Source organism: Leisingera coralii, assembly GCF_049056525.1.
GTDB lineage: Bacteria > Pseudomonadota > Alphaproteobacteria > Rhodobacterales > Rhodobacteraceae > Leisingera > Leisingera coralii.
In genome coordinates, this window is sequence record NZ_JBHUPT010000018.1 from 67,242 (window position 1) to 88,643 (window position 21,402).

General features: G+C 64.9%; 26 protein-coding genes. 13 read left to right on the forward strand and 13 right to left on the reverse strand.

Going from position 1 to position 21,402, the window contains the following annotated elements; all coding sequences use genetic code 11:
• Positions 1-2: 2 nt before the first annotated feature.
• Positions 3-815 carry an ABC transporter permease gene (locus ACFMBG_RS07675; RefSeq protein WP_421054119.1) on the reverse strand — a complete coding sequence of 271 codons (813 nt, stop codon included), beginning with the start codon at positions 813-815 and terminating at the stop codon, positions 3-5.
• Positions 816-976: 161 nt separating this feature from the next.
• On the opposite strand from ACFMBG_RS07675, the gene ACFMBG_RS07680 reads away from it, so the two are divergent.
• On the forward strand, positions 977-1,573 hold the full coding sequence (locus tag ACFMBG_RS07680; protein WP_027234793.1) for a GcrA family cell cycle regulator: 597 nt from the start codon (positions 977-979) through the stop codon (positions 1,571-1,573).
• A 166-nt stretch (positions 1,574-1,739) separates the two neighbouring features.
• Positions 1,740-2,135, forward strand: coding sequence for a cupin domain-containing protein (locus tag ACFMBG_RS07685; protein ID WP_421054120.1), 396 nt, complete (start codon positions 1,740-1,742; stop codon positions 2,133-2,135).
• Between the two features lie 86 nt (positions 2,136-2,221).
• Here ACFMBG_RS07685 and ACFMBG_RS07690 read toward each other — a convergent pair whose 3' ends face one another.
• A complete protein-coding gene (locus ACFMBG_RS07690; protein WP_421054121.1) occupies positions 2,222-2,740 on the reverse strand; it encodes a YHS domain-containing (seleno)protein in 519 nt (172 codons plus the stop codon).
• Positions 2,741-3,013: 273 nt separating this feature from the next.
• Here ACFMBG_RS07690 and yghU point away from each other — a divergent pair, with 273 nt between their 5' ends.
• Positions 3,014-3,889 (forward strand): glutathione-dependent disulfide-bond oxidoreductase, encoded by an 876-nt coding sequence (yghU, locus tag ACFMBG_RS07695; protein WP_421054122.1) that lies wholly within the window; start codon positions 3,014-3,016, stop codon positions 3,887-3,889.
• Positions 3,890-3,961: 72 nt separating this feature from the next.
• On the opposite strand, the gene ACFMBG_RS07700 is transcribed toward yghU, so the two are convergent.
• From ACFMBG_RS07700 to ACFMBG_RS07710, 3 genes are all read right to left on the reverse strand, one after another.
• Entirely contained in the window at positions 3,962-4,375 is a 414-nt protein-coding gene (locus tag ACFMBG_RS07700) for an ester cyclase (protein ID WP_421054123.1), read from the reverse strand.
• A gap of 94 nt (positions 4,376-4,469) precedes the next feature.
• Positions 4,470-5,261, reverse strand: coding sequence for an SseB family protein (locus tag ACFMBG_RS07705; protein ID WP_421054124.1), 792 nt, complete (start codon positions 5,259-5,261; stop codon positions 4,470-4,472).
• Positions 5,258-5,875: a uracil-DNA glycosylase family protein gene (locus ACFMBG_RS07710; protein ID WP_421054125.1), complete on the reverse strand. Its 618-nt coding sequence runs from the start codon at positions 5,873-5,875 to the stop codon at positions 5,258-5,260. The genes ACFMBG_RS07705 and ACFMBG_RS07710 overlap by 4 nt, the downstream gene beginning before the upstream one ends.
• A 241-nt stretch (positions 5,876-6,116) precedes the next feature.
• On the opposite strand from ACFMBG_RS07710, the gene ACFMBG_RS07715 reads away from it, so the two are divergent.
• Genes ACFMBG_RS07715 through ACFMBG_RS07730 form a run of 4 tightly spaced genes read left to right on the forward strand, consistent with a single transcriptional unit; the run spans position 6,117 to position 10,815 of the window.
• Positions 6,117-6,776, forward strand: coding sequence for an ABC transporter ATP-binding protein (locus ACFMBG_RS07715; protein WP_421054126.1), 660 nt, complete (start codon positions 6,117-6,119; stop codon positions 6,774-6,776).
• Positions 6,754-8,448, forward strand: a complete 1,695-nt coding sequence (locus ACFMBG_RS07720) for a KpsE/RkpR family capsule polysaccharide export protein (protein ID WP_421054127.1) — start codon at positions 6,754-6,756, stop codon at positions 8,446-8,448. Before ACFMBG_RS07715 ends, ACFMBG_RS07720 begins: the two co-directional genes overlap by 23 nt.
• 15 nt (positions 8,449-8,463) lie before the next feature.
• Complete coding sequence (kdsA, locus tag ACFMBG_RS07725) at positions 8,464-9,297, forward strand: 3-deoxy-8-phosphooctulonate synthase (protein ID WP_421054128.1); 834 nt, start codon at positions 8,464-8,466, stop codon at positions 9,295-9,297.
• Between the two features lie 21 nt (positions 9,298-9,318).
• Positions 9,319-10,815, forward strand: a complete 1,497-nt coding sequence (locus ACFMBG_RS07730) for a phosphomannomutase/phosphoglucomutase (RefSeq protein WP_421054129.1) — start codon at positions 9,319-9,321, stop codon at positions 10,813-10,815.
• A 208-nt stretch (positions 10,816-11,023) separates the two neighbouring features.
• On the opposite strand, the gene ACFMBG_RS07735 is transcribed toward ACFMBG_RS07730, so the two are convergent.
• Together ACFMBG_RS07735 and ACFMBG_RS07740 are read right to left on the reverse strand one after the other, a co-directional pair.
• A complete protein-coding gene (locus tag ACFMBG_RS07735) occupies positions 11,024-12,937 on the reverse strand; it encodes an AsmA family protein (RefSeq protein ID WP_421054130.1) in 1,914 nt (637 codons plus the stop codon).
• Between the two features lie 128 nt (positions 12,938-13,065).
• A complete protein-coding gene (locus ACFMBG_RS07740; RefSeq protein WP_421054131.1) occupies positions 13,066-14,478 on the reverse strand; it encodes a pentapeptide repeat-containing protein in 1,413 nt (470 codons plus the stop codon).
• A gap of 271 nt (positions 14,479-14,749) precedes the next feature.
• On the opposite strand from ACFMBG_RS07740, the gene rimO reads away from it, so the two are divergent.
• The 3 genes from rimO to ACFMBG_RS07755 all read left to right on the forward strand — a co-directional run bounded on the left by rimO (position 14,750) and on the right by ACFMBG_RS07755 (position 17,025).
• Positions 14,750-16,168, forward strand: coding sequence for a 30S ribosomal protein S12 methylthiotransferase RimO (gene rimO, locus ACFMBG_RS07745; RefSeq protein WP_421054132.1), 1,419 nt, complete (start codon positions 14,750-14,752; stop codon positions 16,166-16,168).
• A gap of 176 nt (positions 16,169-16,344) precedes the next feature.
• Positions 16,345-16,701 carry a cupin domain-containing protein gene (locus tag ACFMBG_RS07750; RefSeq protein ID WP_421054133.1) on the forward strand — a complete coding sequence of 119 codons (357 nt, stop codon included), beginning with the start codon at positions 16,345-16,347 and terminating at the stop codon, positions 16,699-16,701.
• Between the two features lie 69 nt (positions 16,702-16,770).
• Positions 16,771-17,025, forward strand: coding sequence for a CDGSH iron-sulfur domain-containing protein (locus tag ACFMBG_RS07755; protein WP_421054134.1), 255 nt, complete (start codon positions 16,771-16,773; stop codon positions 17,023-17,025).
• Between the two features lie 72 nt (positions 17,026-17,097).
• Here ACFMBG_RS07755 and ACFMBG_RS07760 read toward each other — a convergent pair whose 3' ends face one another.
• The 5 genes from ACFMBG_RS07760 to ACFMBG_RS07780 form a co-directional block, all read right to left on the reverse strand.
• A complete protein-coding gene (locus tag ACFMBG_RS07760; protein ID WP_421054135.1) occupies positions 17,098-17,373 on the reverse strand; it encodes a DUF6455 family protein in 276 nt (91 codons plus the stop codon).
• A complete protein-coding gene (locus ACFMBG_RS07765; RefSeq protein WP_421054136.1) occupies positions 17,373-17,630 on the reverse strand; it encodes a DUF6455 family protein in 258 nt (85 codons plus the stop codon). The genes ACFMBG_RS07760 and ACFMBG_RS07765 overlap by 1 nt, the downstream gene beginning before the upstream one ends.
• A gap of 42 nt (positions 17,631-17,672) precedes the next feature.
• Entirely contained in the window at positions 17,673-17,936 is a 264-nt protein-coding gene (locus tag ACFMBG_RS07770) for a DUF6455 family protein (protein WP_421054137.1), read from the reverse strand.
• A gap of 86 nt (positions 17,937-18,022) precedes the next feature.
• The gene (locus ACFMBG_RS07775; RefSeq protein WP_421054138.1) at positions 18,023-18,415 is read right to left on the reverse strand and encodes a YigZ family protein; all 393 of its coding nucleotides are present in this window, start codon (positions 18,413-18,415) and stop codon (positions 18,023-18,025) included.
• A 2-nt stretch (positions 18,416-18,417) separates the two neighbouring features.
• Positions 18,418-19,131: a M48 family metalloprotease gene (locus ACFMBG_RS07780; RefSeq protein ID WP_421054139.1), complete on the reverse strand. Its 714-nt coding sequence runs from the start codon at positions 19,129-19,131 to the stop codon at positions 18,418-18,420.
• 150 nt (positions 19,132-19,281) lie between these two features.
• Between ACFMBG_RS07780 and ACFMBG_RS07785 the strand changes: the two genes are divergently transcribed.
• The gene (locus ACFMBG_RS07785) at positions 19,282-19,530 is read left to right on the forward strand and encodes a hypothetical protein (protein WP_421054140.1); all 249 of its coding nucleotides are present in this window, start codon (positions 19,282-19,284) and stop codon (positions 19,528-19,530) included.
• A 3-nt stretch (positions 19,531-19,533) separates the two neighbouring features.
• On the opposite strand, the gene ACFMBG_RS07790 is transcribed toward ACFMBG_RS07785, so the two are convergent.
• On the reverse strand, positions 19,534-19,815 hold the full coding sequence (locus ACFMBG_RS07790; protein WP_421054141.1) for a DUF167 domain-containing protein: 282 nt from the start codon (positions 19,813-19,815) through the stop codon (positions 19,534-19,536).
• A gap of 191 nt (positions 19,816-20,006) precedes the next feature.
• Between ACFMBG_RS07790 and ACFMBG_RS07795 the strand changes: the two genes are divergently transcribed.
• On the forward strand, positions 20,007-20,585 hold the full coding sequence (locus tag ACFMBG_RS07795; RefSeq protein ID WP_421054142.1) for a nitroreductase family protein: 579 nt from the start codon (positions 20,007-20,009) through the stop codon (positions 20,583-20,585).
• The gene (locus tag ACFMBG_RS07800) at positions 20,582-21,271 is read left to right on the forward strand and encodes an EI24 domain-containing protein (protein WP_421054143.1); all 690 of its coding nucleotides are present in this window, start codon (positions 20,582-20,584) and stop codon (positions 21,269-21,271) included. Before ACFMBG_RS07795 ends, ACFMBG_RS07800 begins: the two co-directional genes overlap by 4 nt.
• Positions 21,272-21,402 lie beyond the last annotated feature (131 nt).

The window sequence follows — 21,402 nt, forward strand, 5'->3', positions numbered from 1 at the left end:
CGTCAGGGTTTCAGCCGGTAGCCGGTGCGCAGCATCACCCAGGCCAGCAGGCAGACGGCGAAGGTTGCGCCGCTGCACACCGCCAGCCCCAGCACCGGCGGGCTGTCGGAGGTGCCGATCACCCCGAATCGCACCCCGTCGATCAGGTAGAACACCGGGTTCAAATGCGAGATCGCGCGCAGCACCGGCGGCAGCGCCTCGACCGAATAGAAAGTGCCCGACAGAAAGGCGAGCGGCGTGACGATGAAATTGGTGATCGCCGCCATCTGGTCGAACTTGTCGGCAAAGACCCCGGCCACGATGCCCAAGCCCCCCAGGAAGGCCGCGCCCAGCACGATGAACACCAGCGCCACCAGCGGATGCGCGGGCACGATCTGCAGCACCGCCATGAGCCCCAGGCCGATGCCCAGCGCCACCAGCGTGCCGCGCGCCACCGCGCCTGCCAGGTAGCCCAGCAGGATCTCCAGCCCCGACAGGGGCGGCATCAGCGTGTCGACGATATTGCCCTGCACCTTGGCAATTACGATGGAGGATGAGGTGTTTGCAAAGGCGTTCTGGATCACCGTCATCATCATAATGCCCGGCGCCAGGAAGGTCAGGAACGGCACCCCCATCACGTCGCCGCGCTTGGGGCCGATGGCGATGTTGAAGATCATCAGGAACAGCGCCGCGGTCACCAAGGGCGCCAGCAGGGTCTGGGTCCAGACCACCAGAAACCGCTTCACCTCGCGCCAGGCCAGCGCCTTGAGCCCCAGCCAGTTCACCTGCCCGAACCTGCGCGCGCCCAGTTCGACCTGATATCCCTGATCTGCCATAATGCCTCCGGTTTTTTGCTGCTTTGCCTGCATAACCGCTGCCGCTTGGGGCGCAAGATGCCTTGTAACTCCGCCCGCAGTGATTAGAATAGGGCGATCACACGGAATATGATGGCGGCCGCAGAACCCCTGGGGCCGCTATTAGCTTGGAAAGGCAACAGATGTCCTGGACAGACGAGCGCGTCGAACTGCTCAAGAAAATGTGGGGCGAAGGCCAGTCGGCCAGCCAGATCGCCAAGGAACTGGGCGGCGTGACCCGCAACGCCGTGATCGGCAAGGTGCACCGGCTCGGCCTGTCCAACCGCAACAGCGGCGGCGCCAAGGCTGCCGAGCCCAAGGAAAAGCCCGCAGCAGCGCCCGCAGCAGCAGCGCCGAAACCGGCCGCGGCGCCCAAGCCCAAGCCGCAGCCCAAGACCGAACCGGCCCGCCCGGCCGCGGCCCAGCCCGCAGCGGACGCCAAGCCGGCGACGCCTGCGCGCCGCCAGATCATCCCGGCCGGCCAGCCGCTGCCGCCGCAGCCCTCGGCCAATGAGATCAGCCCCGAGGCGCTGGCCAAGGTCAACGAGGTCGAGAAGAAGGCCAAGAAGCTGGGCCTGATGGAGCTGACCGAGCGCACCTGCAAATGGCCGGTGGGCGACCCGGCAACCGAGGACTTCTGGTTCTGCGGCCTGCCCGCCCAGCAGGGCAAACCCTATTGCGAGGCGCATGTGGGCGTGGCGTTCCAGCCGATGTCCTCGCGCCGCGACCGCCGCCGCTGAGCGCAGCCCGGCCACGGGAAAAGCCAAAGGCGTCCGCAAGGGCGCCTTTTTCTTTTCCGCAGCGCTGCCGGCCGCTCCGCCTCCCGGAAACAGGCAAAAACGTGTATGATAGCGGTGTCCGCCACCGCCCTGGCGGCGGCGGGCCTGACTCAGCGAGGAGGCCATCATGAAACGCACTGCATCTGCGGCCTGCGCCGCCCTTGGCGCAGCGATCGCCCTGTCTCTTGCCCCGGCATCAGCGGACACCGTATCCGAACCGGTTCTGAAGACCGAGTTGGAGGGCATGCCCGGCATGGAAGCAAATATCGTTGCCTTTGACGTGGCGCCGGACTGGGTGACCGACCACCACCATCATCCCGGGCATGTGTTTGTCTATGTGCTGGAAGGGACTGTGAAGATTGATGTCGACGGCCAGGAGCCTCTTGAATTCGGCCCCGGTGAAGCCTTTTATGAACGCCCCGGTGTCAGCATGGTCGGTTCCAACACCAGCTCCTCCGAGCGGGCCAAGTTCATCGTCTTCCAGGTCGGCGAGGCCGGCAAGCCGCTGATGGTCAGCAACTAGCCGGACTGCTTCACCCGGCTTCTTCTGTAGAACTCCGCCCCAAGCCGCAACTGCGGCCGGGAACGGGGTTTCAAGGCTTAGGCCGGTCAGTTGGTGACCGGGCCTTCGGAGGTGAATTTCGGGATCACGCTGTCAGAGGCTGCCTTGGGCTCGATCCCGGGCCAGTTGCCTTCGGCCAGATTGATGTTGCCGGGGATGTCCTCTTCCCAGAAGCCGACCACCACGTCGGTGATGTTCAGATACAGCTTGTCATCGACGATGCGCCACAGGTTCGGGTTGGCCGGCACCTTGCCGCCCTTGGACACGCCATAGGCGCAGTGGCCGTCATACTGCGGTGCGTAATAGGCCGGGTTTTCCAGGAAGGTGTCGCGGTTTTCTGCGCTCGAAAAGGCCCATTTGGCGCCATTGTAGTCCGCAGTGAAATCCGCATGCCCCCGCACCGGCGCGGTCTGCGGCGTGCCCACCGGGTTCATGTCCAGGCTGCGGTAGGCCACCACGTCATAGCCCGACACGGCATAGCCGGTGCCGTCGACATACTGCTCCCCCGCATAGGCCGGCAGGGCAAAGGTCAGCGCTGCCGTAGCAGCAAATGCAAAACGCTTCATGAAATCATCCCTTTCCTCGGTGATCGCTTCAACTTGGGCTCCGGCATGTGGTCCGGTGTCGGGTCAGACACTAAAGGGCCTGCAGAAAATGCGAAGGGGGGCTCACGTCTCTGTGTGCGCAGACGAGCCCCCGTGAGTATTTTGAAAAATTTCCGCAGCGCATACCTTCCAGTCATTGGAATTTCCGATTTTCCCCTTATCTCTGCCAAAGCCGGCCGCCGCAGCCTCTGCGCGTGGCCGTGAACAGGAAACAATCAGAGCAAGGCCCGACAGATGAGCGACACCCCCTATACCCCGCCGAAAGTCTGGAAATGGGAACAGGCCAACGGCGGCGAGTTCGCCTCGATCAACCGCCCCATCGCCGGCGCGACCCACGACAAGGAGCTGCCCGCGGGCAAGCATCCCTTCCAGCTCTACTCGCTGGCGACGCCGAACGGGGTGAAGATCACCGTGATGTTCGAGGAGCTGCTGGCGGCGGGCCATGCGGGTGCCGAGTATGACGCCTGGCTCATCAGGATCGGCGACGGCGACCAGTTCGGTTCCGGCTTTGTCGACGTGAACCCGAACTCCAAGATCCCGGCGCTGCTGGACCGCAGCGGCGCGGAGCCGGTGCGGGTGTTCGAAAGCGGCTCGATCCTGCTGCATCTGGCAGAGAAGTTCGGGGCCTTCCTGCCCAAGGAGGGCGCGGCGCGCACCGAGACCCTGAACTGGCTGTTCTGGCAGATGGGCAGCGCCCCCTACCTGGGCGGCGGCTTTGGCCACTTCTATGCCTATGCGCCGGAGAAATGGCAGTATCCGATCGACCGTTTCACGATGGAAACCAAGCGCCAGCTGGACGTTCTGGACCGGCAGCTGGCGGAGCACAAGTTCGTCGCAGGCAGCGAATACACCATTGCCGACATCGCCATCTGGCCCTGGTACGGCCAGCTGGTTCTGGGCCGCAACTATGGCGATGCCGCCGAGTTCCTGGATGCCGGCAGCTACAAGAACGTGGTCCGCTGGGCCAAGGCCATCGACGCCCGCCCGGCAGTGCAGCGCGGCCGCATGGTGAACCGCACCTCCGGCGACCCGGCGTTCCAATTGCATGAACGCCACGACGCTAGCGATTTCGACACCCGCACCCAGGACAAGCTGGAAGCGGCAGAATAACCGCCCGCCTGCAAGGCTCCGGTTTAGGGAATTCCAAGCGCCCGCCACGCTGCGGGCGTTTTTTCGTTGGCCCTACATCCAGCCCAATTGCGTCAGGGCATGCACGTCGTTCCAGACCTTGGTCATGTGGCGGATCTTGCCCCCGTCGAAGTCCAGTACATAGACGTAATCCGTGGCGATCTTCTTGCCCGTCGGCGCGCCGTTGCCGGCATCAACTGTGTGGGTGCCATGGAACACCGCAAACAGGATCGCGCGGTTGTTGTCCTCATCCAGCGCCAGGGATTTGAACTCGGCACGGGCGTCCGGCATCGGGGTCAGCAACCCCTTGGTCCATTCGGTATAATCCGCAATCGTCTTGATCTCCGCCAGCGCGTCCGCCTGGACCGCAAAGGTGGCGTCCGGCGTGCACCATTCCTGGCACACGTCCCATCCCTTACCCGCGTCACAGGCCTCGCAGAAATCATGTGCGGTCTGTTTGATGGACATCGTTCTCTCCCTCTCTGCTGGATAGCCGGGCATGGCGCCTGGCCATGCCCTTGCAGCAGCAGATAAGGCAAAAACGTCTGACGGCGAGGACGGGCTACTTCAGGCGCGGCGGCGCGGCCGGGTCGCTGCCCGGTTTCATGGGCTTGTATTCCTGCGGTGCTACCGGCTCCGGCAGGTCAAAGCGCAATCCGGCGCGGGCGAGCTTGGCCGCCGCCGGATCGTCCGCATCGAAGAAGGCAACATCCATCGCGCCGGCCTCGATGCCGGAAAAGGTCAGCGCCTCGCTGGCCGCCTTGGCCAGCGACGGCTGCGCCGCCTCCTTGGCGCCGACAAAGCCCAGGAGATGCCCCTGCCCGCCGCCGGCATAACGCACCCCGGCGAGATAGGCCGCCGCCGCCAGCCCGCCCGCGGTGGCCAGCTTGGCATCCAGCGCCGTCAGCAGCGCCTCCGGCAGACCCTTGGGCGCCGTGAACATCTCCACCGCGGCCTCCACCTCATCCGGCGCGTGGCCCAGCGTCCGGTGCAGCCAGCTGACCGCCTCTGCCGGGATCAGGATGGCAGAGGGCGCCACCTCCAGGTTCAGCCCCAGGCCAATGCCCTGCCCGGCCAGCATCTGCGCAATCACCCGGCCCGACAGCGCCGCGTAAGGAACAGGTTTGCCGGCAAACTGCGCCAGCCGCTCCTCGCGGTCGAACACCAGCACAAAGGCCCCGTCCGGCGTCTCGAACAGCTCCGGCGAGATCTGCTCGCCCTCCGCTTCCTCGGCCAGCAACAGGAACAGCTCAGCATCGGCCAGCCGCTCATAGAACCGCAGACGGGCGGCATCCTCGGCGGGCGCTGCCTCCATCGCGGCATGGGCCAGATCCAGCGGGGTTTGTTCTGTCATCGCATCAGCTCCTTCACCCGGGCCTGCAGCACCGGCAGCAGCTCGGCCTCGAACCAGGGGTTTTTCTTCAGCCATGCGGTATTACGCCAGGACGGATGCGGCAAGGGGAAGACCTGCGGCGCATGATCCCGCCAGCCGCGCACCAGCTCCGTCACCGGCCCCTTCACCCCCAGGTGATAGCGCTGCGCATGGGCTCCGACCAGCACCTTGAGCCGGACATCCTTCAGCTGCGCCATCACCAGGTGATGCCAGGTTTTGCCGCAGATGGCGGGCGGCGGCAGGTCGGCTTTCCTGGCGTTGTAACCGGGAAAGCAGAACCCCATCGGCACCACCGCCACCCGGTCCTTGTCATAAAACTCCGCCTCCGTGAGCCCCAGCCAGGCCCGCAGCCGGTCGCCGGAGGGGTCGGTAAACGGCCTGCCGCTTTCATGCACCCGCGCCCCCGGCGCCTGGCCCGCGATCAGGATCCGGGCGGAGGGGCGGAACCAGACCACCGGCCGCGGCGCATGCGCCGTGGCGGTGGCGGCAAAGCGTCCGGCACAGATCCGGCAGTTGCGAATCTGCGCCTTAAGCTGCCCGCTGCCACTGATTGTCTCATTGCCGGAAACAGTCATCCGCCGCCCCGCTTGTCCGCTGCGCCCGTGAAAAACCTGCCCGGAAGGCCGGCTGCAGGCCCAATTCGTTAAAACTTCGTTGAACATCTATGACACAATTCGACATAATAAGGCCAAATTCGCCGCGTAGGCCATTAACACTCTTTTGATAAGAAAGAGACGCGGGCACGCCAGAATGCCTGCGCAACACGAGGCAGACTGAGCCCCCCGCAGGGCCGCACGGGCAGTACCGGAACAAGCGATGCTTGAGTTTGAAAACGTCAGCAAGTCCTTCTGGACCGGAACCCAGCGCAAGGTGATCCTTGACCGCGTGTCGTTCCGCATCGAGCCGGGCAAATCGCTGGGCGTGCTGGCCCCGAACGGCACCGGCAAGACCACGCTGATCAACATGATGGCCGGGCTGGAAAAACCGGATGAGGGCGAGATCCGGCGCAACTGCAAGATTTCCTTTCCGCTGGGCTTCATGGGCGGGGTGATCAGCCGCCTGTCGGCGATGGAAAACTGCCGCTACATTGCCAAGCTCTACGGGCTGGACCCGGACTACGTGGAGGCTTATTGCCGCTGGCTGTGCGGCCTGCGGGAGTATTTCGATCAGCCGATCGGCACCTATTCCGCGGGGATGCGGGCGCGGTTCAGCTTTTCGCTGATGCTGGCGCTGGATTTCGACATCTACCTGATCGACGAAGGCATGCCGAGCACCACCGATGTGGAGTTCAACCGCAAGGCCGGCGAGATCCTGCAGGAGCGGCTGCAAACCACCACCATCATCATCGTCTCGCACCAGGCCAAGACGCTGGAGAAATTTGCCCGTTCGGCGGCCGTCTTGCTGCAGGGGCAGCTGCATATGTTTGACACTTTGGAAGAAGCGAAACAGCTCTATGACTACGAAACCGAGAGCTAAGAAGTTCCGCATCCGCCGCAGCCCTGCTGTGGCCGGAGCCGGCGAAGCCGGCGCCCAGCCGGCGCCCCAGGACGCGGCCGCCGCTGCCGGGCAGCCCCATCCGCACGCCCAGCCGGACCCGCAGGCCGCTGCCGCAGCTGCCGCCCATGCCGCGGCAAACCCCGCTGCAGCAGAGGGCGCCGGCGCGGCGCCGCTCTCCGGCATGGTCAGCTCCGCAAACGAGACCAGGCTGGAAACCGACATCGACGCGATCCGCCGCGAGGGGCTGACCGGCCGCCAGCTGCGCCTGGCCCGGCGCATGGCGCAGAAGCACAACCTGGCCGCCACCTCGGATTTCGAGGCGGTGCGGATGCTGCGCGAGCGCGGCATCGACCCGTTCAAGCGCGCCAACATGCTGGAACTGGTGGTGCCCCAGAACAAGTCGCAGCCCGCAGGCACCCCGCCGGCGCCGGGCTCAGTCCAGCTGCCGCAGACGGTGCCCGCCGCCAAGACCACCCTGCCCTCGACCGAGCTCAGCCCGGCGGAACGGCGTAACCGCGAAATCCAGGAAATCCAGCGTGACATCGCCCGCCGCCGCCGCCGCAAGCTGTCGCTGCTGGCGGCGCGGCTGGCGTTCTTCGTGCTGCTGCCGACCCTGGCCGCGGGCTACTACTTCTATTCGGTGGCCACGCCGATGTATTCGTCGAAATCCGAATTCCTGGTGCTCAAGGCCGACAGCGCGGCCGGCGGCGTCGGCGGGCTGCTGTCCGGCACCCAGTTCGCCACCAGCCAGGATTCGATCGCGGTGCAAAGCTACCTGATGTCCAAGGAGGCGATGCTGCGGCTGGACCGCGAAGCAGGCTTCAAGGCGCATTTCACCCAAGAATGGCTGGACCCGATTCAGCGGCTGGAGAGCAACCCCACCAACGAACAGGCCTACGACACCTACAGCCGCAACGTGAAGATCGGCTATGACCCGACCGAAGGCGTGGTGCGGATGGAAGTGTCCGCCGCCGACCCGGAAGCCGCGGCAGAGTTTTCGCGCAAGCTGATTTCCTATGCCCAGGAGAAGGTGAACAACCTGTCGCAGCAGAAACGCGCCGACCAGATGTCCGAAGCGGAGACGGCCCTCGCCGACGCCGAGGCCCAGCGCCGCGCGGCCCAGCAGCGGCTGGTGGTGCTGCAGCAGCAGGGGGCGGTGCTGGACCCCGAAGGCGTGGTTGCCTCGCTGCGCTCGCAGATCAGCACCTTTGAAATCCAGCTGGAGGAAAAACGGCTGGAGCTGGCCGCCCTGCAGGACAACGCCCGCCCCAACCGGGCCAAGGTCTCCGGCGCCGAGGCCGACATCCGGCGGCTGGAGGCGGTGATCGCCAGCCTCAACAACCGGATGGTTGACGCCTCGGCCGGCGAAAATTCGCTCGCCAACCTGCGCATCCAGATCCAGATGGCCCAGGCCGACCTCGCCACCCGCGACCTGATGCTGCAATCGGCCTTGCAGCAAGTGGAAACCACCCGCATGGAGGCCAACCGCCAGGTCCGCTACCTGACCACCGCGGTGGAGCCGGTGCCCAGCGACGAGCCCTCCTATCCGCGCAAGTTCGAGAATACCGTTTTGGCATTCCTGATCTTTTCCGGTATCTACCTGATGTGTTCGCTCACCGCGTCCATCCTGCGGGAGCAGGTGTCATCGTAAAGCCATCGGGTACCCATGAAAAACATCGATATCGCCGGCCTCACCATCGGCAATGATCGTCCGCTGACCATCATTGCCGGCCCCTGTCAGCTGGAAACTGCAGACCACGCCCGGATGATTGCCGGCACCCTCAAGGAAGCCTGCGAAAAGGCGGGCGCCCAGTTCGTGTTCAAGGCCTCCTACGACAAGGCCAACCGCACTTCGCTCTCGGGCAAGCGCGGCCTCGGCATCGACGAGGGGCTCAAGGTGCTCGACACCATCCGCACCGAATTCGGCGTGCCGGTGCTGACCGATGTGCACACCGAGGCGCAATGCGCGGTGGCGGCGGAGGCCGTGGACATCCTGCAGATCCCGGCCTTCCTGTGCCGCCAGACCGACATGCTGCTGGCCGCAGGCAACACCGGCAAGGCGGTGAACATCAAGAAGGGCCAGTTCCTGGCGCCCTGGGACATGGCCAACGTGGTCGCCAAGGTGGAAAGCACCGGCAACCAGAACATCCTGCTGACCGAGCGCGGCACCTCCTTCGGTTACAACACGCTGGTGGCCGACATGCGCTCGCTGCCGCAGATGGCCCAGGGCGGCTATCCGGTGGTGATGGACGCCACCCATTCCGTCCAGCAGCCCGGCGGCAAGGGCGGCTCCACCGGCGGCCAGCGCGAGTTTGCCCCGCTGATGGCGCGCGCGGCAGTGTCCCTTGGTATCGCGTCCGTCTTCATCGAGACCCATCAGGACCCGGACAACGCCCCCTCCGACGGGCCGAACATGATCTACCTTGACCAGATGCCGCAGCTGATCGAAAGCCTGATGCGCTTTGATGCGCTGGCCAAGGCCGACCCGATCCGTATTTGACCTTCAAAAGAGATTTCAGACATGACCAAACCGCTGTCCGAGGTGACCCCGAACACCTGGAGCTTTCTGCGCGATGCGATGATCAAGCCGACCGGCTTTCGCGAATATGACGCGCGCTGGAAATACCCCGAGGAGATCAACCTCCCCGGCATGACCGCCCTCGGCCTCGGCCTCGGCACCCAGATGCGCAAGCGCGGCATCGAGCCGGTGATCGCCGTCGGCAACGACTACCGCGACTATTCGCTGGCGATCAAAAACGCGCTGATCCTCGGCCTGATGCAGGCCGGCATCCAAGTGAAGGACATCGGTCCGGCGCTGTCGCCGATGGCCTATTTCGCCCAGTTCCATCTGGATGTGCCCGCCGTTGCCATGGTCACCGCGTCGCACAACCCCAACGGCTGGACCGGCGTCAAGATGGGCTTTGACCGCCCGCTGACCCACGGCCCGGACGAGATGGCAGAGCTGCGCGACATCGTGCTGAACGGCGAAGGCCAGCCCGCCCCCGGCGGCTCCTACGAGTTCGTCGACGGCGTCAAGGAAGCCTATATCGACGACCTGGTCGGCGATTTCAGAATGTCCCGCCCGCTCAAGGTGGTCTGCGCCACCGGCAACGGCACGGCGTCCGCCTTTGCGCCGGAGCTGTTCAAGCGCATCGGCGTCGAGGTGGTCGAGAGCCACAACCGGCTCGACTACACCTTCCCGAACTACAACCCCAACCCCGAAGCGATGGAAATGCTGCATGACATGTCTGCCAGCGTGAAGGCCTCCGGCGCTGACCTGGCGCTTGGCTTTGACGGCGACGGCGACCGCTGCGGCGTGGTCGACGACGAGGGCGAGGAGATCTTTGCCGACAAGGTCGGCGTGATCATGGCCCGCGACCTGTCCAAGCTCTATCCGAATTCGACCTTTGTGGCGGATGTGAAATCCACCGGCCTGTTTGCCTCCGATCCCGAGCTGCAGAAGAACGGCGTCACCGCGGATTACTGGAAGACCGGCCACAGCCACATGAAGCGGCGCGTGAAGGAAATCGGCGCGCTGGCGGGGTTTGAGAAATCCGGCCACTACTTCCTGGCCGAGCCCGTGGGCCGCGGCTACGACTGCGGCATGCGGGTGGCGGTTGAGGTCTGCAAAATGCTGGACCGCAACCCGGGCATGTCGATGTCCGATCTCAGGAAGGCGCTGCCCAAGACCTGGTCCACCCCGACTATGTCGCCCTATTGCGCCGACACCGAGAAATACGCCGTGCTGGAGCGGCTGGTGCAGAAGCTGGTTGCCAAGCATGAGGCGGGCGAAAGCTTTGCCGGCCGCGCCATCAAGGAAGTCGTCACCGTGAACGGCGCCCGGGTGATCCTGGACAACGGCTCCTGGGGGCTGGTGCGGGCCTCGTCCAACACCCCGAACCTGGTGGTGGTCTGCGAAAGCTCCGACAGCGAAGCCGAGATGCGGGCGATCTTTGCCGACATCGACGCGGTGATCCGCACCGAGCCGCTGGTGGGCGACTACGACCAGACCATCTGACCTTGGCCAAGAGGGATTTCGCCTGCTGACGCAGGCGATCCGCGCCCGCCTTTGGCGGGCGCTTTTCTTTGCTGAGAAGCGATCTAAGGTCAGGTCTGCCCTTAGATGCGCCACTTCGAGTGTAAGGCACCTGCAGCCGCGTCAAGGACACGCCGGGCGTTGCCCGGGGGCCTGCGGCCCTCCTTGACCCGGCTTCCGGCTTGGGCGCTCAGTTGCCGCCGAGCAGTTTCAGCAGCTGGTCCCGCGCTTCCTGCTCGATCCGCTGCTTCAGGACATCGTTGATGTCCTGTTCCGGAGCGATTTCCGTTTCGAGGTTCAGCTCCTCGCTGATCTTCTGGCGTACCCGGTCCTTGGCCTCCTGCTCGACATCGCCGATCCGGGTCTGCAGCGCCTGGCTCAGGTCCGGACGGATGTGAGGATTGCTCCAGGGGCCGGTGATCCGCACTGGAATGGTCAGCACCTGGTCGCTGCCCGCCCGCACGATCTGCGGCGTGAACAGGTAGTCCAGATCCCGCGCGCCCAGCCCGATCCGCCCCTTGCCATCGGCACGGAAGCCCTTGAGCAGCACCAGCAGGTCCTCGTTGCGCAGGTTGCCGCCCTCGATCGTGTAGCTGGCGGTCAGCTGGTCGAACACGGTGCTGCCGCCATTGCCGCCCGAGCGCATCAGCTGCTCCAGGTCGAAGCCGGTAAAGAACCCCTTGCCCGCTTCCAGCCAGCCCTTGCCGCTCAGCGACCGCATGATCGCGTCCACCGAATTGCCGGACCCGAGGAACTCCAGCTCCCCCAGCGCCTCGCCGTTGAGGCGGCCGTAGCCTGCAACTTCGCCCAAGGCCCGCTCCAGCCGGATGCCGGCAAAGGTGAGGTTCCCGCCCACCGACAGGCCGTCGCGGTTGTTGACCACCAACTGCCCCTGCACCTGGCCGCCGAACATCGACGCCGGAAGGAATTTCACCACCGCCCGCTTGCGCTTGACCGTCAGGTTCACCTGGCTCGGCCCCAGCTTGACACTGCCGGTATCCAGACTGTCGAAGGACAGATCCACCGTGGCATCGGCCAGCCCCAGCGCCGAGGCGTCGATCCGTTGCTTCGGCCAGCCGTCCGCCGCCGCGCCGCGGCTGTTCGGCCCGCCCGCGCCGCGGACATCGCCAAAGTCCAGCGCCCCGCCCTGCAGCCGGGCGGTGATCTGCGGCCGCTTGCCGAATTCCACATCCGCCGCGCCGCTCAGCCTGTTCCGGCCCAGCTCCACCGCCAGGTCGCGCATCGAGAGCCGCCCGTCGGCGGTATAGGTCACATCGGCACCAAACACCGCCTTCTGCGCAAACGCGTCGGGCAGGAACACCCCCAGCGCCACGCCGGTCTGCAAGGCATCCTCGGCGCCGAATGTCAGCCGCCCGCTGGCCTCGCCATTGATATCGGCATGGCCGTCGAACCGCCCCTTGCCGCCAGGCGCCGTCACCGTGGCACCGACCGAGGAGACCTCGCCCGCCAAAAACGCCGCAAAGGTGCCGATCTCCGCATCGATCTCCACCGGCTCGCCGGCCGGACGCAGCGTCACCTTGGCGTTCACGGTGCCGTCAGGCTCGGGCCACAGCAGGCTGAGATCGGCATTCTTCATCACAACCGGCTCTTCCCCATGCGCCGCATAGCGCAGGGTCGCCCCGGTCAGCTCCACCGCCTCGATCCGCAGCGGCTGCCCGCCGCCCGCGCCGGACCCGGTGCCGCCCGCTGCCGCCCCACCGCTGCCAAAGACCCAGTTGCCAACGCCATCCTCATTGGTGGCCAGGTTCAGATGCGGCAGGATCGCGGAGACTTCGGTGACCCGCACATTGCCCTGCAGCAGATCCGCCGCCGCAACGCCGATGGTGACCCGCTCCGCCCGCAGCATCGGCTCCGGCCCGGCCCAGTCCGCATTGGACAGCGTCACCGCATCCGCCTTGACCCCCAGCACCGGCCAGAAGGTAAAGCTCACCTTGCCGCCAAGCCCCAGCTGCCGCCCGGTCTGCGCCTCCAGCTGATCCGCGGCCAGCCGCGCGATCTTCTCGCCCGGAAGCAGCAGCACCAGCCCTGCCAGCACTGCAACCGTCAGCACCAGCGCCATCACGACCCGGATTATCAGCTTCATCGGCCCACTCCTCATGTCTTGTCCCCCTGTTCCCCGAGGGTCTTTTCCCCAGCTTACCCTTTGGGGAGAGGGGCGCAATGCAGGAAGCCCCCTCCCGCATCACAGCTTCGCGCGTTCGAGGCGGGAGGTTACCGCAGCCGGAACCGCTGCCGCAGGCCCAAGCCGAGGAAAAACAACAGCGGCAGGCTGGCGACAGTCTGGAAGCCGGACAAAACCTTCAGATGCTGCGGCAAGGCCTGCAAGAACTCGGCACCGAAATAGACCCGCCCGAAACCGAAGACCGGAAACAAGTTGGAGAAGCTCAGCGCCATGGCTGTCCAGTCATCGGAGCCAAGCAGAGGCTTGGCGGTTTCAGCCACAAAGTGCTGCGCTATGACGAAGGTGCCAAGTAGCCAAATCGCGAACAGCCACCAGAACGGGCGTGCGATGGAATAGCCGTACTCCGAGAACCAGCCAAACAGCAGATAAGGCAGCCGCTGCCGGATTGGGCCAATCCTGCCGGCAAAATGCATCTCGCGGCGGAAGAAGAAGTGTTCGTCCTCGGGGAGGCCTTGTTTGGCGAGGAGATGGCGGATCGTGGCGCAGGTTTCACGGGCTGTTTCTAGCCGTTCTGAGTCTGTACTGCTTCTGCGCTTTTCATGGACTTCAGGCCAGTGATCCGGGTTAGCGGCAAATGTCGTGCGGTCATGTAGCACGGTGCCATCAAAAACTGGGTGACCGCACCTGAATTTCGAATGACGGAAACTTGCAGGCTTCTCAAAGCGAGCAAGTGAAAAGGTTGGGCCAATTCTGTGTTTGGAACTTTCCTTGAAATAGCAGGTGGTAAAACTGGCGTGATCGGTGAATTCTGCACTGGTCCAAGATGCTGGTTGTTCAAAGGTTACATCAGAGTATCCGGTGTAACCTCCAAAAGCACAATCATCGAACGTTGCGCTTCCTTCGCAGGTAACCCCATGGAAATTAAACTCACCTTCAAAACGTGACCTTGTGAAAACAACATCATCAAATTGCACGCCCGAGAAGCTTACCCCACTTTTCCAAACTGAACTGATTGCGAAGAAAGAACTCTGGAAAGTGGAGTTGCGGACGGAAACGCTCGTCAAGAATACAGCACCTTCCGCATACACTTCACGAAACCTACAATTTGCGATAACGAGGCCGTTGCCAAAAACCATTCGGTCAATTGTTAGAGGTTGATCGACCTTCAGCCGGGAGAGGTGAATCAGATGCTCAGGGTTCGGCAGCTTCAGCTCCTTTTCCAGGGTGCCACCTCCCAGGCGAGTTCTGTATAGCTGAGTGATTTGCTCCCTCAGGTTGGGCCAGGCTGCCAGCTCAATAACAATTTCCGGATCAATTTCTGAAACTAACAACCGTTGGCTATCGCTCAGCGCTTGCCCAATCCAAGCATTCCACGCTTTGCGATTGCGCTCGTGATCATCCCCATAAAGCGTCATCAGCACATACCAGGGGTTCTCGTTGGCGGGGGTCAGCTTGGGCTGCGGGGTGGCCGGGGCCTCCGGCACGTCTGTCTCGTCACGCATCAATCGCTCTCGTCATGCAAACACGCTTTGCGGCAGGCTACGGGCTTTGGCGCTCTGGCTTCAACACCTAACGGAGGGCAGCCCCCGGCCTCGGGTGGGGGTGAAGCCCCCTCCCGTGGGGGAGGTCGGGGGCTGCCCGGCCTATCGTCCGGGCAAGGGGAAAATGCAGCCTCTGGTGCACAGGGGGGTGCACAGGGGGTGTACAGGGGGTGCACGTCTGGCACCCTCCGTTTTCCTTGCCTCCTGCCGCATTCCTGATATACGCGCGCGCATGACCAGTACCCCGTCCAGCAACCCGCCCAGCCTCCGCCCCGACCTCGCTCCGGAACCGCAGTTCCGCGAGGCGCCCCGTGACGGCCAACCGACCCTCGGCATGGTGTCGCTCGGCTGCCCCAAGGCGCTGGTCGACAGCGAGCGCATCCTGACCCGGCTGCGTGCCGAGGGCTACGGCATCTCGCCCGACTACGCCGGTGCCGACGCGGTGATCGTCAACACCTGCGGCTTCCTCGACAGCGCCAAGGCGGAGAGCCTGGAAGCGATCGGCGAGGCGCTGAAGGAAAACGGCAAGGTGATCGTCACCGGCTGCCTGGGCGCCGAGCCGGACTACATCCGCGAGCATCACCCGCGCATCCATGCCGTCACCGGCCCGCATCAGTATGAGCAGGTGCTGGACGCGGTGCATTCCGCGGTGCCGCCCTCCCCGAACCCCTACGTGGACCTGCTGCCCGCGGCGGGTGTCAAGCTTACCCCGCGGCACTTCAGCTATCTGAAGATTTCAGAAGGTTGCAACCACAAGTGCAAGTTCTGCATTATCCCGGACATGCGCGGCAAGCTGGCCTCCCGCCCCGTCCACGCGGTGCTGCGCGAGGCGGAGAAGCTGGTCGAGGCCGGGGTGCGCGAACTGCTGGTGATTTCGCAGGACACCTCCGCCTACGGACTGGACCGCAAGTATTCCGCCCACCCCTGGAAGGGCGAGGAGGTGCGCAGCCACATTCAAGACCTCTCAAGGGAACTCGGGCGGCTTGGCCGTCCGCAGGACCTGTGGGTGCGGCTGCATTATGTCTACCCCTACCCGCATGTACGCGAGCTGATCCCGCTGATGGCGGACCCGGACAACGCGCTCTTGCCCTATCTGGACATCCCCTTCCAGCACGCCCACCCGGATGTGCTGCGCCGCATGGCGCGCCCGGCGGCGGCCGCCAAGACGCTGGACGAGATCCGCGCCTGGCGCGAGACCTGCCCGGACATCACCCTGCGCTCCACCTTCATCGTCGGCTTCCCCGGCGAGACCGAGGCGGAATTCCAGCATCTCCTCGATTGGATGGACGAGGCGCAACTGGACCGAGTGGGTTGTTTTAAATACGAAAACGTCGACGGCGCCCGTTCCAACGACCTGCCGGACCATGTGCCGGAAGAGGTCAAGCAGGAGCGCTGGGAGCGCTTCATGGAGAAGGCCCAGGCGATCTCCGAGGCCAAGCTGGCGGCCAAGGTCGGCCAGACGATGCAGGTTATCGTCGATGACATCGACGAAGACGGCATCGCCACCTGCCGCACCAAGGCCGACGCGCCGGAGATCGACGGCAACCTGTTCATTGATGAGGGAACTGAGGGTTTGCAAACCGGTGATCTGGTGACGGTCGAAGTGGACGAGGCCGGGGAATATGACCTGTGGGGGCGCTTGCCGCAGTAGGCGGCTGCCCTGACATTCGCGAACTGCTCCAAAGGCGGCCCCAAACCCGGGCCGCCTTTTGCTTATCAGCTTGGCCGCTTCGAAAACCCGTTCCCGAATCTCCACTTTTGGTTATGTTTATTTCCTGACAGGAAATTCCAAAACACAACCAATAAACCTCAACAGTGGAGACAACCGTGACCAAACCTGCATTTACCAAACTGCCTGACCGCTCTGCCGATCCGGTGCTGGATGACCTTGAGGGCTGGACCAAAGCCGAGGGCAGCCCCTCGATGAAGACCTGGATCGAATACACATCCGAGGATGGCGGCATCATCAGCGGCTGGTGGGAGGCCACGCCGGGCACCTATCACGCCACCTATGACGCCTGGGAATTCGTTCACATGATCGAAGGCCGGATCATCATCACCGCAGAGGGCGAAGAACCGAACGAAGTGGGCCCGGGCGATGCCTTTGTTGTCGAAAAAGGCTTTGCCGGCACCTGGGAGATCAAGGAAAAAGTGCTGAAGCACTTCGTGATCAAGCTAAAGTAAGTGTGCTGGGGCGGCTGTTAAGGGCCGCCCCGGCCAAAGAATGCAACAAGCCAGGGAGAGCGCCCAGCCATGCCGAATGACACCCCTCCGGAGCCGGATATCGCCCAGAAAGCCCCCTTCCCCGTCGAGGTAAAAGAGGGAAAGACCTATTTCTGGTGCGCCTGCGGCAAGTCAGGCAAGCAGCCGTTCTGCGATGGCTCGCACAAGGACACCGAATTCGAGCCGGTGAAATACAAGGCGGAAAAGGACGGCAAAGTGTTCTTCTGCGGCTGCAAGCATTCGGGGAAGAAGCCGCTGTGCGACGGCACGCATTCGAAGCTTTGAGCGGCCAGGAGCGGGCCGGACTGCAAAAGAAAGCCCCGCAAGGCGGACCTGCGGGGCGGGTGTGCCGCGGGATCAGGCCATCAGCCGCTTGAACAGGTCTGCACTGGGGCAGAAGTCCGGCACCGCGGGTCCGTCACCGCGGCGCGACGAGATCCACAGCGCGCAGGTCTTGCTGCAGCCCGCGCCGCGGCAGGCGGTCACCATCCGGGCATAGTCCAGCCCGTTGAGCCGTCCGCTGCGCATCTCCTGGTCCAGGTCGACGCCCGCGGCCTCTGCCACAGCGCGCAAGAGCCACAGGTGGCGGAAGATATTGCCGAGGCCCTCGGCCTCCGCTGCCATGTCCTTCATCAGGCGCGGTCCTTCAATTGAACCAGCACGTCCGCGTTGCGGCAGCCCGGCATCGGCGCATCCGCGCGTTCATGGGCGGCCAGGAAGGCCTCGCACTGCTCCGGGGCTTCACAGCCGCGGCAGCGGGTGATCATGGCGGCCCAGTCCTCGTGGCTGATCTCGCCTGCGGCAAAGGCGCCGGTCAGATCGGCGCCGACGGTTTCGCCCATCCGGGCCATCAGCCGCAGATGGTAGAGGGGGTCCCCCAATGGCTGCATGTCGTGAACTCCTGTTGGATTCCGGGCCGGCGCCGGGGCGCGTCAGGCCTGCTGCTCGTTCAGGTAGCCGAGCAGGTCGCGGTTGCGGCAGAAATCCGGGGCCTCTGCCCCGGGGCGCAGGCCGTCAGCCAGCCATTTGCGGCAGGCGCCAACACCGCCGCAGCGGGTGCAGCGCAGCACCGCCTCAGCGATCTCGTCGAACCGCAGGGTGCCGGCCACCGCCTCTTCCTCCAGATCCAGACCAACGGTCGAAGCCATCCGGTCGAACAGCTCGGCGTGCTTTTTGAGGTCGGCTTGGGTGGTCATCGCGCTCTCCCGGAATCATTTATTCCGGGTGCAGCTTAGCGGCGGGCGGCCGGCGCGAATTTGACTCAGGTCAAACGGGTTGGGATTTATGCGGATTTCGCGCCAAGGTGGTCGAGATAGGCCCGCACCGCATCCTGCACCCGGCGGAAGCGGTCGCCGCCCAGCTTCTTGCCGCCGTACCAGCGGGTTACGATGATGACGTGATCCTTGAGGCCCTCACGCTCCATCATCCGCAGGATCACCATGCCCGCCCCGGACTCGCCGTCATCGGCCTTGAGCCCGCCCGCGGGCAGCACCGCCGCCCAGGTGTTGTGGGTCGCCTTGGCATAGGAGCGGTCGGTCTTGAGCGCTGCCAGCACCGCATCGACGTCCTCGCGCGAGGCGGTCGGCGCGCCGGTCACCGCATAGCGCGAGCCGCGGTCGGTCAGGACCACGCCCAGCATCGTGAGCGCGGGGGCCGCGTGATCCCTGGCCGCCATGGTCAGTTCAGCCCGTAGCGGTCGATCGTCGCCTGCACCACCCGCACCCGGTCGGGGTTGGCCGGATGGGTGCCCAGGAAACGGTCGCCCGGGTCCGGCAGCCGGTTGAAGAAGCGCACGCCGATGCTGGGCCGGTAGCCGGCTTTGTGGGTGATGATGGTGCCCAGCTCATCCGCCTCCAGCTCGAAATCCTTGGAGTAGGTGCGCGCCCCGACAAAGCCGCCGAGATCCTGCGCCGTGGACACGCTGGCAGACCCGCCGCCCGCCAGCGCGGTGATCAGGCCGGCGCCGGCGCTGACCAGCGCGGAATTCTGCGCCTGCCGCGCCAGGTGGCCGCGGATGTGATGCGCGGCCTCGTGCGACATGACAAAGGCCAGCTCATCATGGTTGGCGATCTGACCCAGCATCCGTTGGGTGAAGGTGATCACCGGGCGGCCCGAGCGGTCCAGGCTCTGGTAAGCGTTCGGCGCCGCTTTCGGATTCGGGTCGATGCGGATCAGGAAATCGCAGTTCAGGCCCTGGGTGCGGCTGCGGCATTCGCGCTCCGCCACCGGCTCCACCCGCCGGGAGACGGAGGCGAATGCGTTGCGCGCCTGGGCAGGCGCCATCCCCTGCACCCGCGGCGCCTGAACGGCAGATACAGGTTGCGGCACGGGCTCAACAGCCACGTGACAGGCGCTGACAGCAAGGGCAAGCAGACACATAAAACGGCGCATGGCAGATCCTTTTGCGGTTCGCCGCGACTTTACCGTGCAAGCCTGAGGGGAGCAATCGCGGCGGCGGCGGAAGATTGCCGGTCCATCGGCATGATCACCTGTGTTTGCAAGGTCTTGCCAGCAGGCGGGCCGCGGTGGCAGGCTGGTGTCATGTTTACAATCGAACATGAATTCGACTCGACGGTCATCACCCTGGTGGATGAGGGCGGAGCCCCCCTCGCCGAGGATGTGACCATCAATTCCTTTGCAGAATGCGTCACGGTCGAGCAATACGACCCGCGCACCGACAGCGTGCAGAAAATCACCCTGTCGCATCTTCAGGTGCGCGACCTGGCGGCAGCGCTGGACCTGCCCGAAGGGGTCTACCGTCTGGTGGGCGGCGAAGACGGGGAAGACTAGGCGTCAGCCCGCCCCCTGATAGACAAAGACCTTGTCGCGCGAGGTTGCGCCGCGGCGCAGCTCCAGGCCTGAGGGGGCCGTTCCCATGGCCGTTGCCAGCAGCTGGCGGATGGCCTCATTCGCCTTGCCGTTCTCCGGGGCTGCGGTGACGGAGATTTTCAGCGCGCCCTCTGCCTGCACAATCGCACTGCGCGCCGCCTTCGGCGCGGCCCGCACCGCAATTTCCGTTCCCGGCACGCACAGATGGCTCAGATCCGGCAGGTCTTTCTTCTTTGGCTTCCCCATATGGCCACACATGCCCTGTGCAGACGGCAAAAGCCATAGACTTTGCCCGTCCGGCGCAGCTTTCACCCCGGCAACGAAACCCAGCCCTGCTGCTTCTGCAGCACAGATGCAGCGCGCAAGGCCCGTTGGCTCTTGAAAAAACTCCAATGCCTGCCGAGATAGGCAGCAACAGATGTAAAAAGGTTTCACATATGCCTGCACGCAATGACGCCGCCCTTGAATTCCTGCTGTCGCGCCGCTCGCGCCCGGCCAAGACCCTGGTGGCCCCTGCGCCTTCGCGCGAGGAGCTGCTGCCGATCCTGACCGCCGCCGCCCGCACCCCCGATCATGGCAAGCTGGAGCCCTGGCGCTTCATCGTGGTGGAAAAGCCCGCCATGGCACGGCTGGCGGACCTGTGCGAGGAAACCGGCACCCGGCTGGGCAAAAGCCCCGAGGACATCGCCAAGGGCCGCAGCCAGTTCGACCTGGGCCAGCTTGCCGTCGCAGTGGTCGAAATACAGACCGAAAGCCCCAAGGTGCCCTCCATCGAGCAAAGCTATTCCGCCGGCGCCGTCTGCCTGTCGCTGCTCAATGCCGCGCTGGCGGCCGGCTGGGGCGCCAACTGGCTCAGCGGCTGGGCCAGCCATGACCGCGGCTTCTGCGAGGCCGCCTTTGGCCTTGCAGAGAACGAGCGCATTGCCGGCATCATTCACATCGCCACCGAAAGCTCCGCCCCGCCCGAGCGCCCGCGCCCGGACCTTGACGCAATCACCACCTGGATGAGCGCATGATCTTCACCGCCTTTTTCAAGACCCTCGGCCAGACCGGCGACCCGCGCTTCCGCAAGGTGCTGTTCCTGGGCCTGGGTTTGACCGTCGCCCTGCTGATTGCGGCCTACGCCGGGTTCCTGATGCTGATCCAGTGGCTGGTCGGCCCCGAAGCCACGCTGCCGGTGCTGGGCGAGGTCACCTGGCTCGATGACCTGCTCTCCGTCGGCTCGTTGGTCTTCATGCTGGTGCTGTCGGTCTTCCTGATGGTGCCGGTGGCCTCGGCCATCACCTCGATGTTCCTTGAGGAGGTGGCGCAAGCGGTGGAGGACAAGCACTACCCTGCCCTGCCGCCCGCCCCCAAGGTGCCGTTCTGGGACGCGGTCAAGGACACGGTGAATTTCCTCGGCCTTCTGATTGCGGCCAATACCCTGGCGCTGTTCCTCTATGTGCTGTTCCCGCCTGCGGCGCTGTTCATCTTCTGGGGGCTGAACGGCTTCCTGCTGGGGCGGGAATATTTCACCCTCGCCGCTGCCCGCCGGGTGGGCACTGCCGAGGCCAAGAAGCTGCGCCGCCGCCACGCGGGCACCATCTGGGCGGCCGGCACGCTGATGGCGATGCCGCTGTCGGTGCCGCTGCTGAACCTGGTGATCCCGATCCTGGGCGCCGCCACCTTCACCCATCTCTACCACGCGCTGGCCCGCAAATAAGACGGGCCGCTCCCCCGGCCGCAGCCGTGTCAAGGCCGGCTTGAGCCGCCGCGCGGCACGCGCGGTTCAGCCTTGACGCGGCGGAGGGCGGACTACACTCGAGATGGCGCCTTGAGGGGCACACCTGCCCC

Coding starts and splice junctions, on each gene's coding strand:
- ACFMBG_RS07675 (WP_421054119.1), bottom strand. CDS start 815: ATGGCAGATCAGGGATATCAGGTCGAACTGGGCGCGCGCAGGTTCGGG.
- ACFMBG_RS07680 (WP_027234793.1), top strand. CDS start 977: ATGTCCTGGACAGACGAGCGCGTCGAACTGCTCAAGAAAATGTGGGGC.
- ACFMBG_RS07685 (WP_421054120.1), top strand. CDS start 1,740: ATGAAACGCACTGCATCTGCGGCCTGCGCCGCCCTTGGCGCAGCGATC.
- ACFMBG_RS07690 (WP_421054121.1), bottom strand. CDS start 2,740: ATGAAGCGTTTTGCATTTGCTGCTACGGCAGCGCTGACCTTTGCCCTG.
- yghU (WP_421054122.1), top strand. CDS start 3,014: ATGAGCGACACCCCCTATACCCCGCCGAAAGTCTGGAAATGGGAACAG.
- ACFMBG_RS07700 (WP_421054123.1), bottom strand. CDS start 4,375: ATGTCCATCAAACAGACCGCACATGATTTCTGCGAGGCCTGTGACGCG.
- ACFMBG_RS07705 (WP_421054124.1), bottom strand. CDS start 5,261: ATGACAGAACAAACCCCGCTGGATCTGGCCCATGCCGCGATGGAGGCA.
- ACFMBG_RS07710 (WP_421054125.1), bottom strand. CDS start 5,875: ATGACTGTTTCCGGCAATGAGACAATCAGTGGCAGCGGGCAGCTTAAG.
- ACFMBG_RS07715 (WP_421054126.1), top strand. CDS start 6,117: ATGCTTGAGTTTGAAAACGTCAGCAAGTCCTTCTGGACCGGAACCCAG.
- ACFMBG_RS07720 (WP_421054127.1), top strand. CDS start 6,754: ATGACTACGAAACCGAGAGCTAAGAAGTTCCGCATCCGCCGCAGCCCT.
- kdsA (WP_421054128.1), top strand. CDS start 8,464: ATGAAAAACATCGATATCGCCGGCCTCACCATCGGCAATGATCGTCCG.
- ACFMBG_RS07730 (WP_421054129.1), top strand. CDS start 9,319: ATGACCAAACCGCTGTCCGAGGTGACCCCGAACACCTGGAGCTTTCTG.
- ACFMBG_RS07735 (WP_421054130.1), bottom strand. CDS start 12,937: ATGAAGCTGATAATCCGGGTCGTGATGGCGCTGGTGCTGACGGTTGCA.
- ACFMBG_RS07740 (WP_421054131.1), bottom strand. CDS start 14,478: ATGCGTGACGAGACAGACGTGCCGGAGGCCCCGGCCACCCCGCAGCCC.
- rimO (WP_421054132.1), top strand. CDS start 14,750: ATGACCAGTACCCCGTCCAGCAACCCGCCCAGCCTCCGCCCCGACCTC.
- ACFMBG_RS07755 (WP_421054134.1), top strand. CDS start 16,771: ATGCCGAATGACACCCCTCCGGAGCCGGATATCGCCCAGAAAGCCCCC.
- ACFMBG_RS07760 (WP_421054135.1), bottom strand. CDS start 17,373: ATGAAGGACATGGCAGCGGAGGCCGAGGGCCTCGGCAATATCTTCCGC.
- ACFMBG_RS07765 (WP_421054136.1), bottom strand. CDS start 17,630: ATGCAGCCATTGGGGGACCCCCTCTACCATCTGCGGCTGATGGCCCGG.
- ACFMBG_RS07770 (WP_421054137.1), bottom strand. CDS start 17,936: ATGACCACCCAAGCCGACCTCAAAAAGCACGCCGAGCTGTTCGACCGG.
- ACFMBG_RS07775 (WP_421054138.1), bottom strand. CDS start 18,415: ATGGCGGCCAGGGATCACGCGGCCCCCGCGCTCACGATGCTGGGCGTG.
- ACFMBG_RS07780 (WP_421054139.1), bottom strand. CDS start 19,131: ATGCGCCGTTTTATGTGTCTGCTTGCCCTTGCTGTCAGCGCCTGTCAC.
- ACFMBG_RS07785 (WP_421054140.1), top strand. CDS start 19,282: ATGTTTACAATCGAACATGAATTCGACTCGACGGTCATCACCCTGGTG.
- ACFMBG_RS07790 (WP_421054141.1), bottom strand. CDS start 19,815: ATGGGGAAGCCAAAGAAGAAAGACCTGCCGGATCTGAGCCATCTGTGC.
- ACFMBG_RS07795 (WP_421054142.1), top strand. CDS start 20,007: ATGCCTGCACGCAATGACGCCGCCCTTGAATTCCTGCTGTCGCGCCGC.
- ACFMBG_RS07800 (WP_421054143.1), top strand. CDS start 20,582: ATGATCTTCACCGCCTTTTTCAAGACCCTCGGCCAGACCGGCGACCCG.